We start from the raw sequence: 14,158 nt of genomic DNA, 5'->3' as shown, positions 1-14,158 counted from the left end.
CTACCTATTTGGTTTCCTGAGCCATTTAATTCTAGTATTGGTTTATCATATTCGTATAAATATCGGGTAAGCTGTCCATCCACAGTTTTAGATACTCTTAAACCTTCACCATTGTATTGATAGGAGTAGTTATGAGTACCTGTAGTTATGTTAGGTGAAAGAAGAATCAGCCGATCTTTATTGTTTTTCGCGTGGTATACAGTTAATATACCTTCCGTAGGATTGAAGTCTCTTACCAGAAGGTTCAATGCTTCAGAAACTCTCATTCCAGTTCCGTATAATAAACGAAATAATACTGGATCAATAAGATTTCTATTAGTATAGAATGAATCCTGTCATGAGCTCAGGGCTGAAACTGTAGTTACAAAATTAAAATGGTAGTAACAGCTTTTAACTATTACTACCATTTTAACATTGATTTAAACTTTTCATCTACTCACTGCAGAATAATAATTATGCATCTAGTTTTTCTATATTCGATTTATGAAAATACCATTGAACTAGCAACTCAATCGACTATCTCACTAGTATCTAGAGTTTTGTAGTTAGTTTTACTATAATTATACAGTGAGCTCAATTGGACAAATTATATCCTGTAAGGATTTGTGCTTGTATTATTCAACATTATCATCAGGAACATCTCCTGGTTTTTCCCAATACTTTAAGCTTTCCATTGCTCTTTCTAAATCGTCCATATCATCATCTCCTAGGGTGTTATCAAATTTTTCTGATAATACTTCCCTAATTTTAGCTAGTCTACTAGTAACTTTCCATTCATCAACAAATCGGGTAGTTTCTTTTTCATATTCTCTTGTATCTTTATCCATATAGTATGAACCCATGTCGTGTAAAGATATTAAAATTAGATTTATCTCTTTTAGTATTTCTAAAGCTTCATTTCCTGTTAGCATTATTTCTTTATTTTCTTCCATCATAGCTTATTTCCTCCTAAAGAATTTTGAATTTAGCAATTCTTCTACGCCACCTTTTATGGTTAATTCTGGTGTTCCATATCTTGGATTCTTTACCCATTCTAACTGAGAGTTAGGCACATCAAATTCAACATAATCTCTGCCTTTACCAGGTTTAAGTTGATACTTTGTTTCAGCCTCAATCTGGCTTAGAGGTTTTTTATTTGCTGGTTCCACATACACTCTATTGTTGTCCTTGGCAATAATGCTTCCGTCCTGTTCTATTCCATTTATACCTTTGCGGTTAGTATAATGGCGTACTCTAGTAGTTTCTTCAGCAGCTTCAGCCGCCCCCTTAGGGCTGAAACTATATATATCATATTTTTTGGTGGTAACTAGCCTTTTACCACCAGTTACCACCAGTTACCACCATTGTATCACACTGCTTCTTTCAACTCCACAGTTGGCATTACATATTCAGTTTTGTTCTTCATCATTCCGTATAATATGTTAACAAGTCTTCTCATTACACAAATTAGTGCCTGTACCTTAGTTTTCCCTTCTGAAACCTTCCTATTGTAGTATTCAAGGAATGCTGGGTTTCTAGGTGTTTTCTTTCCCTTGGATACTTGTATTTGTTGTACTGCTAGGAAGTAGATTGTTCCGTATAGTACTCTGTTTCCCTGCTTACTTTGCTTATCCTTACCTTTACCGGCTGAACTAAAGTTTACTGGTGCTATACCTGCAAATCTTGCTAGCTTGTCAGCATTGTGAAATCTATTTATATCTCCAATTCCTGCAGCAAGGTTAGTAGCAGTTACAATATCTATACCAGGAATACTTTCCAACTTATAGCCCAATAGCTTTAATAACTTTTCCATTTCAACTTCTACCTTTTTTATTTCCTCACTTTTAAAACTAATATCTCTTACGATGCTTTGAATTATGAAATCTCTTGAATCTTGATAATCTCTAAAAGTATGACCATCAGATTCAACAAGCTCTAGTATCTCCTTAGCTTTTCTTGTTGAGCAACTATTATGACTTGGCTTTCTTAGTAGTTCTGCCAAATCTTCATCTGTTACTCCTTTTAGATGGCGTGGTGAAGGATAGTTCTCCCAGAATACCAAAGCAGTTTTACTATTGACATCACAGAAAAATTTCTTGTAACTTGGATAATTGTAATAGACTTGTCCATGCAGCTGATTAGTTAATGTAGTTATTGATTTTACAATCGCATTTCTCCTGTTTACCAGCATTCTTATTGTCCAGTACAAATCTAACGGATTAGCATCAGGCAGCCTTTCAAGCATTCTTACCAATACACAGGCAATACAATAGGCATCCCAATCATCACTCTTTTTAGTGGTTGCGTAGCTCATCCTTTCAGAGTAGGATAAGGCAGAATTTACTTCCTTTACTATCTGCTCCTTTTCCAGCAGGAATACTGCTAATGACCTACCAAATCCATGTACATCCTCTAAACCAAATACTGGTGTTAGGCTTCCTGCTACTTTCTTCACCTTGTTCAGTAGTTTTGTGAAATCAGAAGGCTTGTTCTCAATTACTATAGTTTCTAGTTTTTCATTCCAGCAGTCAATAATTACTGCGGTGTGGGTATCTTTGTGTAGGTCTAATCCAACATAGATATGATTTTGCTTATAGTGCATTATTACTCACTCCTCCATTTGTTATAGCTGGAACGCAGGCAACCTCAGTTTAAAGCATTCAGACCGTTCTTTTGGAACTTCTGTGCATGGGGGCGACAGCCAATCCGTCCTATTTTGCTTAACAATTTTGGTAGGGGCTTTCAGTAATCTTGTTGGTCTTATCCTTCAAACAAAGTTACCCACTTCCGTATGCAATTTTAGTTGACTATTTTATTCAAATTTATATTAACTGCTTATAGTTTCTTTTGTTACTGTTGTTTCCATTTCAGCTTTGCTGGAGTTTTGGTTGTAAAATGAAATGCCACTACAACTCCTCATCACTTAACTTGTTCTCTTTATATAGCTTCTCAATGATGGATAAGATTTTAGCTTTCTCGCTTTCGGGAAGCTCGTGTCTAAGTCGTTTTATTAGCGTGACTTCGTGAATACCCATTTCATCAGCAATTTGCCAAAAACGTACATTACTTTTTATTGCAGTAGTCCTAATTTCTTTATTTGCTTGCATAATTAACCCTCTCTTTCATTAGATATTGACAGCCATCACATTCTAGAATAAGCTAATGTTAGCGTTGCTTGTTGTATTGATGTTAGTGTTAGTATATTCTTAATGTAACATAGCTCTACCTCGAAAACAAGCATTGTTTACTTAGTTCAAATAAATGATAGCAATAATTACAGGAGGTGAAAATTTATGAAAGAGAAACAAGCAAAGATAACAAGTAATAAGAAAGATAGAAGGAGTGCAGACTTCTTCGATAAGCCATTAAATAGAAACATCCGTGAATTATTAAAAGAAAGTAATATTACTTCTTCCAAACTCGCTCAGCATCTTGGTGTCACTGGTGAAGCTGTCAGGTGGTGGAGTGGGGGATACTCTCGGCCAGATATAGATAAAATAGTAGGTATTGCTTCATTTTTTAATGTTTCAACAGATTATTTACTTGGGATTACAAGTTACAGGAATAAAAAGACCGAGGAAATGACGGTATCTGAGACTGGTTTATCTGAAGTTGCAGCTAAAAAGATTAAAAAAGTGGGTGTTGCTGGTGTGGATTATACTGGTTCTGTTTCGATGGATACATTCCGTGCCCAAAAGTTGCATATATTAAACAGCCTAATTGAACACAAAGATTTTGATAGGTTACTCAGTCAAATAGAACTTTATAAAAGATTTATCCTCGCTAAATCTCAAAAGCCAGAGGATGGATTGACACCCGATGATATATGTAGGGCAACAGACATTATCATAAGAAATGGTAAACAAGTTGTAGATAACGACATAGCTGCGGAAGCTTGTTTACTAAGAGCAACCAGACACTTCCAAAGCATAGTCGAGGAAATTTCAAATGAATTATGGCCTGAGGGTGTTGAACTGCTTAAAGAGGAAAATAACTTTGCTGATGAGCATGATTAACTAGTTTCTTTTGACCCACTAGGTACTGGTGTGACTAGTTTTGTGGATTTAGAGAGTATGTTGGGCCTTTCATATAAAAAAGTATTTAATACATAAAACAACATAAAATATTAACAGATTGATGAACGCCCCCCAAATATTTATGCTGAGTTCGTCTTTAGTGCCTGTGGCAACGGATAAAACGGCTCAGCATGATTACTGCTCTTTGGATACACAATCACTATAATCTGCAGTCTTATCCAGATTTCATAGGTCCTAATTATCCATTACATAACTAGAACACTCTTGCTCTCTATCATACTTCATCCCTTTCTAAAATGCCCGTAGTAGCATTTTCTAATAGTGTGTAGAGGGGAAATATACCTCTGATACTCAAAGTGTCTGTATGAGCCTTATATAAACCTTAGGACTGATAAAAACTAATAAAAATGACTGCTTGATAAGGCTGAAATGTGACCACGACTAGCCTCTCTATCATTCTATCCATTTTCCAATCTAAATCATTCTAATTCATAACCAGACATTTTAGGAGGAGTGTGGCTCTAAATCCCCTCAATATCCGCATCTTCGTCACTCTGCTCCTCAAGTGGAAAACGATAAAAATTGAAGGATTTCTCAACAGTTTTACCACCCTTTTTAGCAATATTACCTGTTTTTCTAGGTTCAATTTCTAGCAGTCCAAGACCTACCATCTGCTTCGCTGTTCTTGATATACTCTTTTCCGTGAGGTCCAGTAACTTACCAAGTACATCCTGAGTACATTTCTTTGAGGCATACGCATTACGCCTAATGGCTATGTATAATAATAGCTCTTGCTCACTGATTTCTTTGTTTACAAGCATATCAAATAGCTTAACAGGTAAAGTTACGAATTGTTTTTCTTTTGGTGGTGCATAGTTCTTAGTTTTGTATGTGTTTACACCATCTGCAGATTTATGTATTAATTCTAAATCCACCAATGACTTTAGAGTACGTGATACTGTCTGCTCTGAATATCCTGTTAAAGAGACAAGTTCAGATGCCTTATAAGCTTTCTTGTTTTCCAATAAAATTTTTAATATCAGGTATGCGTAACCTTTAAGATTACACAAACATTTATCGGTTACATATCTGCTGTCTAAGATAAAGAACTGGTTGCTATCTTTACTTGGGCCCCGTCTGTGTTTTGCACATTGGGCCTCGTCACAATACCTTGCTAGTATGGGAGAAAAGCTATTCCTATCGGATACACAGCCTAAAAAAATATATGGTTGTTGTGGTTTCCATAACCTGTTGAAATCTTTGGTCACCTCATCGTCTGACTTCTGTTCGTGTTCTTCACATAGAGCATTGCACTTTTCATTCCATTGCAGAACAATTTCCAAAGCTGAATCAGGAATCACTTGAGCAACGTCTCTGAAATAGCTTACTATGCGAGCTAAGCACTTATTACGCTCGCCCTTAGGTACTCCCTTATCAAGCATAGCAGCTACACAAGGATACATACCCCTAAACTTACGAGTTATGGACTTCTTTTGAGTTACTGGTCTACCTATGCCAGATGCTCGCTCTAACTTTTTGAGTCGGCTCTCAAGATAACCCAATGTGTACCGACGGAATTTATCGTCTTGGGTGTATGCAGATACGATATTCACAGATAGAACATTCTGTGGGTCTTTGTGATTAAGTGTACCGGGCAAGCGTAGTGATTGAGCTTGACTGATATTAGCTATATCAGCACCACACAGAACTGCAAATCTACGAGTGATTGAAGTAACACGAACTATATCAGTAGTTTCTTCAATACCTACATAAATATGATAACCGTGACCTGAATCTATAATGTAATGAATAAACAGGCTAGTTGTATCCCTGAAATGCTTTGTAAATTCTTGTATAGTGTTGAACCGACCTTTAAAGTCCTTTTTGTCAAGGTCAAACCCTAGACAAAAGCGTCGGCTCATATTCTCAGCCTCTTTAGTTTTAGCATCACCCTTAACTGTGGATAAAGTTATAAAAGTATCACAATCCTTTAACCCCTGTTTTAGTCTTAGCTTTAAAAGTTCCTTGCTCTCAAAATAGACAACTCGAGGTATATCTCGTTTGAAAAACAGGGCAATCTTTTCATTGGCCGATAAAGACGGGAACAGAAAGTCGATATAGTTATCTAATGCCACTAAAGAGACTCTTTCCTCTGGTTCTAAGCTGCTGAAATTATGTTTCATTGTGATACCTCCCTCAATAAGTATTAAAGGATGCCCAGCAACGCCGAGCATCCTGTTTAGTCAAGTCCTAGGGCCGCATCCAATTCTTCTGCACTAACCTCTGAACTTATAGTTCTCGTCTGTGGTGTACCCACATTGATAACACTTGTAGATAGTGTAGAAGCTGGTTCTGGTTTACGGGTGCGGTAGAAATTATATAAATACCCTCCGATGATTTTACTATGTGTACCTGTAATAACAGCATACGAGCTGTCACCAGTACGAGATATAACCTCAACCTTAGTGTCTGCCAGTTGTTCACAACCTCTAATAAAGACCTTATATTCTCCGGCACTTGTACGCCACGCACCTGTCTGTATTGTACTCATAACTTATACCTCCTTTACAGTTTTGTATTTGCTACGGCTATATGCCTCTGACTTTAGCACAGTACCATCTACATCCAGATATTCGACTCGCTTACCACCACTAACCTCAGTCAGAATAACCGTAAGTGTATGCCATTTATCTCCGATTTTAACCTTTGCTTCCTCCGCTAAAACTTTATACATAACATCATCTCCTATGGTTATATCATATTGCAGCTTTACATTTCTGTCTAATTCTTACTTTTGGTTGTAATAGGTTGCTTTTGGTTTACATTAATTGTTTTTGAATATAACTATTTACTTTTGGAGTTTATTCGTGCTAATAATATTTTTTTTAAATATTTCAAACAAAAATCCATGACTTTAATATGTAGAGCTTAAATGGCTGTGCCCTCGTGTAGAAAACCTTAAATCAGGTGTAACAAATCATAGAATTTCCTAAATTTCTTATTCATAAAAATAGGTTCATAAAAAAATAGGAGTACAACTATATGCACTCCTATTTTTATAACGCTCTATTAAGCCCTCAGAAGATTTAAACTTGATTTTAGTGTATAAATACTTGCCAACCTAATAAAGATTCATTGTAGGTCATTGTACGCTGTTTGGAAGCCCACTTGATGAGGGTAACCACTTATCATAATCTAAGGTTATCTAGTTTGTACTAACTTATCCAAAAAATTCGCCTTTGCTGACTAAAGCGTACTTTTTATCAATAGGTAAAATGCCGTATAACTATTGATATTACTTGGCTTCTATAATATTTATATTGTAGACATATAAAACTTTTCTTTAAAACACGAACTTTTACTTTGCAAAATGCGAACTATTTTATTATAATAGTCTAAAGAAATCACAAATATAAAGGAGGTATCACTATGAAAACAAGAGTAATAAACATAGAAGAATACAAAGAAATACTCACCACTATTGGTTCTGGATTTACATACACAGTTAAAGGTGCTGATAAAAAGTTCAGACCTAACCAAAGGGTTAAACTGGCTCTAATGCTTGAAGGAAACCTTGGTATCCGAATAGGTGACACATTAAGTTTAACTATGAAGTCATTCAGGAGTAACGGTAATAGCATTATTTTAGATATTGTTGAGGCGAAAACTGGAAAGAACAGAACTTTTACAGTACCTAAGGAGATATATTTAGTAGTTAAAGAGTATGCGTTAGATAATGGAATTGGTGCTGATGGTAAACTATTTGAACTAACCGAGAGAGCAGTACAGAAGCAACTAAAGATAGTATGCGACCACTTAGGACTTGAAAACATATCTACTCATAGCTTCCAAAATTTTATGCTAACGAAATCTTTAATAACAGCCACCAAAACATTGAGTTAGTTAGAACTCTACTGCAGCATAGTAGTATAGCAATCACTCAAAAATACATAGGTGTCAGAAGTAAAGAGATAGAAGATGCTATAAGTAATCATGTGCATATTGTTTAATACAGATAAAACCTTTCACAAGTAAATACAAGTAGCAAAGGAGGATTATTTATGGATAACATTAAATTTTTAGGGTATTTTGCTGACGGCACATTTAAAAAGGCTTGTAAACAGCGTGAGAACCCTACAAGCTTAGATACCTTTTATAATGCAGTAAATCAAGCTACTGCTAGTGGCTGTTGTAGCTGTTGTAAGCAAGAGGTCATTGTATATGCAGTACAACCCGTAGAACTTCCAATAAAACCCGCTGTTCTTTCGCTCTGCGTAGAATGTTTAAGTAGTCTACCCATAGCGTTGGAAGTCATAAACCTAAGTAGTCACGGTGCTCCGCCTTTGTTGGTTCAGGTGCAAAAGGAGGTGTAGCCGTGTTATACTGCTTAAATTGTAGGAAGTTTATAAATAAAAAGCACAATCATAAAACCATATTGGTACATAAGGAGCTTATGGTAGTCGTTAAGATGCTTATAGAGCGTGGATTTAAGGTCACTTCCACTAGCTGTGAAACAAATCATATGTTTCTAGGCCACCCCTATATCGAAAAAGTTACACATATTCAAATCGAATTTGGAGCATTGTACCCAAAGGCCCTGCTTAGTGGACTCCCACCCGACTGGGTACTTTATGAGTACCACACGGTTGATGATGATAAGTGTATCAGTGATTACACCTATTCAGCGATAAGTTGTTCAGAGCGTCACCCTATCACAGAGTCAGGTAAAGCAGATATTAGGTATGCTAAGAGGTTAAATATCAGTAATTTAGAGTGCTATCTTAGTGATATAGACCCTGCTAGTTTTTGGAGTGTACTGAAACTAGGTGGCATAGAGCCGTACTAACGCTTATGTAATGGCTAAACAGATAAAAGGAGTGAGTTTATGTATTGCATTGAACTCGGTAGCCTTAAATGGCAGTACGAAACTGTGTATTGCAGTAGGCACATAAAAATAGTTGTAATCCCTCAAAGGCCATTTTGCATCAGTATAACCTCAAAATGTTTCAAGGCATCCTTAATTGCCTCCACCTTATGAGCTGGTGCTGGTTTATATGGATGTTTCAATTTATCGACTGCATTTGGTGCATCATACATAGGTAACCCAAGCAAACTAAAGAGGCTCATATATGAATATATCTAATGTATCCGATACATTCTCTAAATACTCTAACAAAACTTGTTTAACCTCATCCCATTTTAACCCTCCAAGCCCACAGCCCAGCGGAGGTATTGCAATAGATTTTATATTAAGCTTTTTGAGTAAATCTATCAGTTCTGGTAGTCCATCGGTGATATAACTTAACTTAGACTTAGCTCTCCATTTATCCTTTGTTGGAAAGTTTATAACAATTTTCTCATTTTCCTGAAAATAATGCACTCGCCCTATCTTTAATCGCCCTTCTTTACATGCCACTGAATAATCATTAAACGTTTTTGGATATAACTGCTTAACTTGTAATGCTAATCCCTTACCCATATATCCTTCACAATTAACAGGATTTACTATTGCATCAGCTTTAGCTTCTAGTATATCCCCTTTAACAAACATTATCATATATTCACCTCAAGTGTTAGAATAAGGCTGATACCTTCTTATTTAAAATAAAGCTATCAGCCTTTTCTATTATACTATATTATTTCTGTTTATATCTATCTTCCCATGCTTTTTCAAATTCTTCTTTAGTTATTAGAACCGCCCTAAATTCTTCAGTTGAATTAATTTCCTCAATACTTGGATAGGCTTCCTTAGCTAAGAATGTATTATATTCTTCAGTAGTTGTTGCATATGCAACTCCTCCATCTTCAAATATTTCCAAAACTCTATCCTGAAATCTTTTGTCATTTAACTCCATGTAAAATTCTTTCGGTTCATCTTTAAAGTTATGTTCCCAAGTCACAAACAAATATTGCATTCTAGAACCTCCTTAGTCTACTTTCCAACTTTTCCACTCCTTACTATTCTACCCGTTATATCTAAGTTTCCTTCATTTGGTATAACATAAACTCCGCTTCTACCTTCAACAACTTCTAATCCTGTAACATCAATTTCCACAAAATTAGTATATTTGTATTTATTAGGCACCCTAATAAACTTTGATGCTAAAGATGTAGGCTTGGTGGTTTCTGGAACTATATCTGACAGATATTGACCATTGCCATACCTTGCATCTTTCGGATTATTAGCTTTTAACGAAGGTCTTAATTCATTAGACTCTAATATCCCATTTAGTCCTTCTTCATTTGTATAGTGATAAAGAGTTTTTGTTGGTGTACTCTCGGCAGCATTACTTACCCCCTTGGGGCAGAGTCTGTCTTATTATCTTTTAGTGGTAGCGTTGAGTATCTTCAACATCTACCACTATTTTATCATGCTATTTGCTCTACTTCCATATCTGGTAAAATGTATTCAGTTTTATTCTTCATCATTCCGTATATTATGTTGTTAAGCCTTCTCATTACACACACTAATGCCTGTATCTTGGTTTTCCCCTCTGAAACTTTTCTCTTGTAGTACTCTAGGAAAACTGGATTTCTATGAGTTCCCTTCTTAGAAACTTGAATCTGTTGCACTGCTAGGAAATAGAACACTCCATACAGTTCCCTATTACCCTGCTTACTCTTTTTATCTTTCCCTTTACCCGCTGAACTGAAATTTACTGGTGCTATTCCAGAAAATTTAGCTAGCTTATCAGCGTTACGGAATCTTTTAATATCTCCTATGTGAGCAACAAGTGCTGTTGCAGTTACAGTATCTATCCCTGGAATAGTTTCTAGCTTTAAGTCTAGAAGCTTTAGTAGCTTCTTCATTTCAGCCTCAACCTTCTTGATTTCTTCACTCTTAAACGCAATGTCTCTTACAATGCTCTGAATGATGAAATCTCTAGACTCTTGGTACTCCCTTGTTGTATCTCCGTCACTTTCTACAATGTCCAATATCTCCTTAGCCTTTCTTGTTGAGCAACTATTATGACTTGGCTTTCTTAGAAATTCTGCTAAATCTTCATCAGTTACACCTTTAAGGTGTTTCGGTGATGGGTACTCCTCGTAGAATGCTAAGGCAGTTTTACTATTCACATCAGAAAAAAATTTCTTATAGCTTGGGTAATTATAGTTTAGTTGTTCATGAAGTTGATTGGTCAGAGTTGTTACTGATTTTACAATCGCATCTCTTCTATTCACCATCATTTTTATTGTCCAGTATAAATCTTGTGGATTAGCATCTGGTAGTGTATCTAGCTTTCTTAAAAGTACTGATGCAATGCACTTAGCATCCCAATCATCACTCTTTTTAGTAGTTGGATAACTCATTCTTTCCATGAAAGAAAGAGCGGAATTAACTTCCTTAACTATCATTCCTTTTTCTATTAGGAATACTGCTAAACTTCTACCGTAGCCATGTACATCTTCAAGTCCATATACTGGTGTAAGCTTACCTGCTATCTTATTTACCTTGTTCATTAGTTGTGTGAAATCAGAAGGCTTATTCTCAATGGTTATTGAATCTATCTTCTCATCCCAGCAATCTATAATAACAGCGGTATGGGTATCCTTGTGTAGGTCTAGTCCAACATATACATGATTTTGCTTCTTATGCATATCTACTCACTCCTATTCATCATTCTATGCAGGAACGCAGGCAACCTCAGTTTAAAGCATTCAATCAATCCTCTAGGAGAATTATTGTGCATGGGGGCGAAAGCCAATCCGTTCTTGTTCTGCTAGAGGTAATGACCTTGTAGCTTTCAATGAAATCATTATTGAATCTTCTACCTTGAGATAACCCACTCCCGCATTAATTACAGTTTCTTTTGATTCAGTATATATCCTAGCTTTATTTTAGTCACATCCTGAATTCTCTGATTTTATCTATGTTCATAGTGTCCCTAGACTTCCTTAACTTGTCCTCCTTTTACGATTTCCAGTTAAGGACTTCCTAGTCTATAAACTGTCTATTTTAAGACTTTTTAATGATTTTATTTTTAACATCTCCTATTTACTCTTTATTTCTTCTAACTTCAGCCATTTTTATCTGAAATTCCTTTTAAACCTCTTTTTCTAATTTCCAGTTGACCTATTGTAACTAAAAATATCGCCATTATTGATATGACGATATTACGATTACATCGATATTTTCATTTCTTAGTTAGGGTCTATCTGGACGCTTATGGGGCGTAGTTAATTTTCTGAAGCTGTTGATTTTACTGACTTAGGGCGTATGGACGTATCATTTAATGAATTCTTTTTTATTTTCACTTTTTATTCAACTATTTTTTACTCTATTTTTAATAATTTAATGTGCCCATATGACCAACCTATTGATTTATCTAGGTTTTATTCAACACTTATATGCCCAACATCTGTCCAATTACACCCTATCTGAACCTATTAGGTAGTTTATTCCACAATGTTGATGATGCTACGCCACTAGCTTTAGCAACTTCACCAACTGCTCCTACTGATGACATTCCACCTAGTATTAGCATTATTATTCTTGCAATCAAAATCATTATTTCCACTATTTTTTCCTCCCTCAGCTTCATTGAAATTACTCCATCACATATTCCATTATGAATTCATCAAATTCTTTGCTGAATTTTCCTATGGGATAGTACACAGATACACCGAAGGAATCATTGCATACCCAGATTATTTTTAGCATTTCAACATCTCCGACTATTACCTTTAGTGCAAATTCTGGCAGTGCTTGAGGTACGCTTTCGCTTCCCTGCATCAATCCATACTCATCTAGCACATCAACAGCATCATCATCTTCTATTACAAGTATTGGTCCAACCTCCTCAAGATTGTATGTCCTCCAGTCTTCCCCTACAATACCTTTAGCTATCTCTTCAAAGTATGATAGTAATTCTTCTTTCATTGCTTTTGATATATTTCTTAGTTCCTTGATTTCTTCTAAAGTGTAGATTGTTATCATTCTCTTCTCCTCCTATAATAGGCTTACAGCCTTCATTTTCTCTTCTCTGCTACTGTTAATATAAAAGGTCATAGTAGTATCCACACTACTATGACCTGCTAATTTACTTACTGTTGAAATAGGTACTCCTCTATTTATTAATCTTGTACAGAAAGTATGTCTAAAGGTATGAGGTTTTAACTTATTTATCATTCCTATCTCTTCAGTTAATCTTTCAAGCATTGTGTTTATTGCATCTCTTCTCAATGCTCCTCTCTGACCTATTATTAGATATTCTGAATCCTTATCATTATAAGCTCTATCCTTGATGTATTCCTTGATTGCATCTGCTAAATCGAATTTCAATGGAACCTCTCTAAACTTACCTCCCTTTCCGTAGATTTTTATTGAGTAATTTAAGAAATCAATATCTCTAATCTTTATGCTACATAGCTCACTTACTCTAACTCCTGTATAAAGTAGTAGCATTATGATTACTTTATTCCTTTTACTTACCCTATCCACGTTCTGAATGTAGAAAAGTATCTTATCAACCTCCTTATCTGAATAAACCTCAACTTGTTTCTCCGACCCATAGGCTATCTTTACTCTGTCCTTAGAATTTTCTACAACTATTTCCTTCATGCCACCAGTTGCTACAAGATATCTATTTAGTGCATGAATGCTATTTATCTTTTTATTGATTGTTGCGACCTCGTAGTTGTTATCTACCAGGAAGTTCTTGTAACTTACTACGTAGAATCGTTGTACAGTACCATTAAATTCAACTCCTTTAGTAGCTAGAAATTCTTTAAAAGCCTTAATGTCTCCAACATAACTTTCTATTGTTTTAGGACTCTTTCCATCCTCAATTAAGCTTATCTTGAAATCTTCTATTACTTGACACATCACCTTTACTCCCTTCAATTTCTTTACATTAAAAAAGAGTTAATGCTCCCTGATTGGAAACATTAACTCTTTTATCATTGTTATAATATATATTTATCCTCTATTTTAAATTCAGTTGATTTAGCCATTCTTTACAACTTTACAATCTGAATAGTATTCTTATTCACATTCTCATAAATCTCTGTTTTCTGATGTGTTACCGTTGCTTTTTAATATAGTTCTACTGATTGATGTATTGTATTTTCTCATTACTATTATTACTGAAATATTTATTACTTGGTTTATTTAATCCTCTGAATATGTTATCTATTAATCA

The 14,158-nt window shown here is 35.3% G+C and carries 18 protein-coding genes and 2 pseudogenes; 4 read left to right on the top strand and 16 right to left on the bottom strand.

All coding sequences use genetic code 11. From position 1 onward, the window contains the following. From HGI79_RS16060 to HGI79_RS16040, 5 genes and pseudogenes are all read right to left on the bottom strand, one after another. A pseudogene (locus HGI79_RS16060) lies at positions 1-266 on the bottom strand (hypothetical protein); the annotation flags it as partial. 348 nt (positions 267-614) lie between these two features. Continuing rightward, positions 615-935: a hypothetical protein gene (locus HGI79_RS16055; RefSeq protein ID WP_185651697.1), complete on the bottom strand. Its 321-nt coding sequence runs from the start codon at positions 933-935 to the stop codon at positions 615-617. Positions 936-938: 3 nt separating this feature from the next. After that, complete coding sequence (locus tag HGI79_RS16050; protein WP_207725797.1) at positions 939-1,331, bottom strand: HYD1 signature containing ADP-ribosyltransferase family protein; 393 nt, start codon at positions 1,329-1,331, stop codon at positions 939-941. Between the two features lie 17 nt (positions 1,332-1,348). Next, positions 1,349-2,581 (bottom strand): IS110 family transposase, encoded by a 1,233-nt coding sequence (locus HGI79_RS16045; RefSeq protein ID WP_185651696.1) that lies wholly within the window; start codon positions 2,579-2,581, stop codon positions 1,349-1,351. Positions 2,582-2,885: 304 nt separating this feature from the next. Further along, entirely contained in the window at positions 2,886-3,086 is a 201-nt protein-coding gene (locus tag HGI79_RS16040; RefSeq protein WP_185651695.1) for a hypothetical protein, read from the bottom strand. Between the two features lie 186 nt (positions 3,087-3,272). Here HGI79_RS16040 and HGI79_RS16035 point away from each other — a divergent pair, with 186 nt between their 5' ends. Beyond that, positions 3,273-3,995 (top strand): helix-turn-helix domain-containing protein, encoded by a 723-nt coding sequence (locus HGI79_RS16035; RefSeq protein WP_185651694.1) that lies wholly within the window; start codon positions 3,273-3,275, stop codon positions 3,993-3,995. A 542-nt stretch (positions 3,996-4,537) separates the two neighbouring features. On the opposite strand, the gene HGI79_RS16030 is transcribed toward HGI79_RS16035, so the two are convergent. From HGI79_RS16030 to HGI79_RS16020, 3 genes are read right to left on the bottom strand one after another with little or no spacing between them, the layout of a single operon-like run. Continuing rightward, positions 4,538-6,199 carry a MarR family transcriptional regulator gene (locus HGI79_RS16030; protein WP_185651693.1) on the bottom strand — a complete coding sequence of 554 codons (1,662 nt, stop codon included), beginning with the start codon at positions 6,197-6,199 and terminating at the stop codon, positions 4,538-4,540. A 56-nt stretch (positions 6,200-6,255) separates the two neighbouring features. Further along, positions 6,256-6,567 carry a hypothetical protein gene (locus HGI79_RS16025; RefSeq protein WP_185651692.1) on the bottom strand — a complete coding sequence of 104 codons (312 nt, stop codon included), beginning with the start codon at positions 6,565-6,567 and terminating at the stop codon, positions 6,256-6,258. A gap of 3 nt (positions 6,568-6,570) precedes the next feature. Next, positions 6,571-6,750 carry a hypothetical protein gene (locus HGI79_RS16020; RefSeq protein ID WP_185651691.1) on the bottom strand — a complete coding sequence of 60 codons (180 nt, stop codon included), beginning with the start codon at positions 6,748-6,750 and terminating at the stop codon, positions 6,571-6,573. Positions 6,751-7,445: 695 nt separating this feature from the next. On the opposite strand from HGI79_RS16020, the gene HGI79_RS16015 reads away from it, so the two are divergent. From HGI79_RS16015 to HGI79_RS16005, 3 genes are all read left to right on the top strand, one after another. Continuing rightward, positions 7,446-7,919 carry a tyrosine-type recombinase/integrase gene (locus HGI79_RS16015; RefSeq protein ID WP_241428237.1) on the top strand — a complete coding sequence of 158 codons (474 nt, stop codon included), beginning with the start codon at positions 7,446-7,448 and terminating at the stop codon, positions 7,917-7,919. Between the two features lie 158 nt (positions 7,920-8,077). Further along, the gene (locus HGI79_RS16010) at positions 8,078-8,389 is read left to right on the top strand and encodes a hypothetical protein (RefSeq protein ID WP_185651690.1); all 312 of its coding nucleotides are present in this window, start codon (positions 8,078-8,080) and stop codon (positions 8,387-8,389) included. Positions 8,390-8,391: 2 nt separating this feature from the next. Continuing rightward, on the top strand, positions 8,392-8,862 hold the full coding sequence (locus HGI79_RS16005; protein ID WP_185651689.1) for a hypothetical protein: 471 nt from the start codon (positions 8,392-8,394) through the stop codon (positions 8,860-8,862). 122 nt (positions 8,863-8,984) lie between these two features. Here the strand turns inward: HGI79_RS16005 and HGI79_RS16000 are convergent, their stop codons facing one another. The 8 genes and pseudogenes from HGI79_RS16000 to HGI79_RS15965 form a co-directional block, all read right to left on the bottom strand. Further along, positions 8,985-9,143, bottom strand: coding sequence for a hypothetical protein (locus HGI79_RS16000; RefSeq protein ID WP_185651703.1), 159 nt, complete (start codon positions 9,141-9,143; stop codon positions 8,985-8,987). Next, positions 9,130-9,573 (bottom strand): macro domain-containing protein, encoded by a 444-nt coding sequence (locus HGI79_RS15995; RefSeq protein WP_185651688.1) that lies wholly within the window; start codon positions 9,571-9,573, stop codon positions 9,130-9,132. Before HGI79_RS15995 ends, HGI79_RS16000 begins: the two co-directional genes overlap by 14 nt. Positions 9,574-9,652: 79 nt before the next feature. Continuing rightward, entirely contained in the window at positions 9,653-9,931 is a 279-nt protein-coding gene (locus HGI79_RS15990) for a DUF6881 domain-containing protein (protein ID WP_185651687.1), read from the bottom strand. Positions 9,932-9,948: 17 nt separating this feature from the next. After that, positions 9,949-10,263: pseudogene (locus tag HGI79_RS15985) on the bottom strand (HYD1 signature containing ADP-ribosyltransferase family protein); the annotation flags it as partial. A gap of 122 nt (positions 10,264-10,385) precedes the next feature. Then, positions 10,386-11,615, bottom strand: coding sequence for an IS110 family transposase (locus HGI79_RS15980; RefSeq protein ID WP_185651686.1), 1,230 nt, complete (start codon positions 11,613-11,615; stop codon positions 10,386-10,388). A 776-nt stretch (positions 11,616-12,391) separates the two neighbouring features. After that, entirely contained in the window at positions 12,392-12,559 is a 168-nt protein-coding gene (locus HGI79_RS15975; RefSeq protein WP_185651702.1) for a hypothetical protein, read from the bottom strand. A 5-nt stretch (positions 12,560-12,564) separates the two neighbouring features. Continuing rightward, the gene (locus HGI79_RS15970) at positions 12,565-12,954 is read right to left on the bottom strand and encodes a hypothetical protein (RefSeq protein ID WP_185651685.1); all 390 of its coding nucleotides are present in this window, start codon (positions 12,952-12,954) and stop codon (positions 12,565-12,567) included. A 12-nt stretch (positions 12,955-12,966) separates the two neighbouring features. Continuing rightward, positions 12,967-13,842 (bottom strand): tyrosine-type recombinase/integrase, encoded by an 876-nt coding sequence (locus HGI79_RS15965; RefSeq protein ID WP_185651684.1) that lies wholly within the window; start codon positions 13,840-13,842, stop codon positions 12,967-12,969. Between the last annotated feature and the right edge of the window lie 316 nt (positions 13,843-14,158).

It is taken from the genome of Clostridium sp. DJ247 (genome assembly GCF_014231265.1).
The sequence above is the reverse complement of the archived record's forward strand: the minus strand, read 5'-3'. Positions and strand labels throughout refer to the sequence as shown.

Bases quoted from the DNA above. Each gene is read 5' to 3' on its own strand.
- HGI79_RS16025 (WP_185651692.1), bottom strand. From the start codon at position 6,567: ATGAGTACAATACAGACAGGTGCGTGGCGTACAAGTGCCGGAGAATAT.
- HGI79_RS16040 (WP_185651695.1), bottom strand. From the start codon at position 3,086: ATGCAAGCAAATAAAGAAATTAGGACTACTGCAATAAAAAGTAATGTA.
- HGI79_RS16055 (WP_185651697.1), bottom strand. From the start codon at position 935: ATGATGGAAGAAAATAAAGAAATAATGCTAACAGGAAATGAAGCTTTA.
- HGI79_RS16035 (WP_185651694.1), top strand. From the start codon at position 3,273: ATGAAAGAGAAACAAGCAAAGATAACAAGTAATAAGAAAGATAGAAGG.
- HGI79_RS16020 (WP_185651691.1), bottom strand. From the start codon at position 6,750: ATGTATAAAGTTTTAGCGGAGGAAGCAAAGGTTAAAATCGGAGATAAA.
- HGI79_RS16010 (WP_185651690.1), top strand. From the start codon at position 8,078: ATGGATAACATTAAATTTTTAGGGTATTTTGCTGACGGCACATTTAAA.
- HGI79_RS15975 (WP_185651702.1), bottom strand. From the start codon at position 12,559: ATGAAGCTGAGGGAGGAAAAAATAGTGGAAATAATGATTTTGATTGCA.
- HGI79_RS15970 (WP_185651685.1), bottom strand. From the start codon at position 12,954: ATGATAACAATCTACACTTTAGAAGAAATCAAGGAACTAAGAAATATA.
- HGI79_RS16015 (WP_241428237.1), top strand. From the start codon at position 7,446: ATGAAAACAAGAGTAATAAACATAGAAGAATACAAAGAAATACTCACC.
- HGI79_RS16045 (WP_185651696.1), bottom strand. From the start codon at position 2,581: ATGCACTATAAGCAAAATCATATCTATGTTGGATTAGACCTACACAAA.
- HGI79_RS15980 (WP_185651686.1), bottom strand. From the start codon at position 11,615: ATGCATAAGAAGCAAAATCATGTATATGTTGGACTAGACCTACACAAG.
- HGI79_RS16030 (WP_185651693.1), bottom strand. From the start codon at position 6,199: ATGAAACATAATTTCAGCAGCTTAGAACCAGAGGAAAGAGTCTCTTTA.
- HGI79_RS15965 (WP_185651684.1), bottom strand. From the start codon at position 13,842: ATGTGTCAAGTAATAGAAGATTTCAAGATAAGCTTAATTGAGGATGGA.
- HGI79_RS16000 (WP_185651703.1), bottom strand. From the start codon at position 9,143: ATGAGCCTCTTTAGTTTGCTTGGGTTACCTATGTATGATGCACCAAAT.
- HGI79_RS15995 (WP_185651688.1), bottom strand. From the start codon at position 9,573: ATGATAATGTTTGTTAAAGGGGATATACTAGAAGCTAAAGCTGATGCA.
- HGI79_RS15990 (WP_185651687.1), bottom strand. From the start codon at position 9,931: ATGCAATATTTGTTTGTGACTTGGGAACATAACTTTAAAGATGAACCG.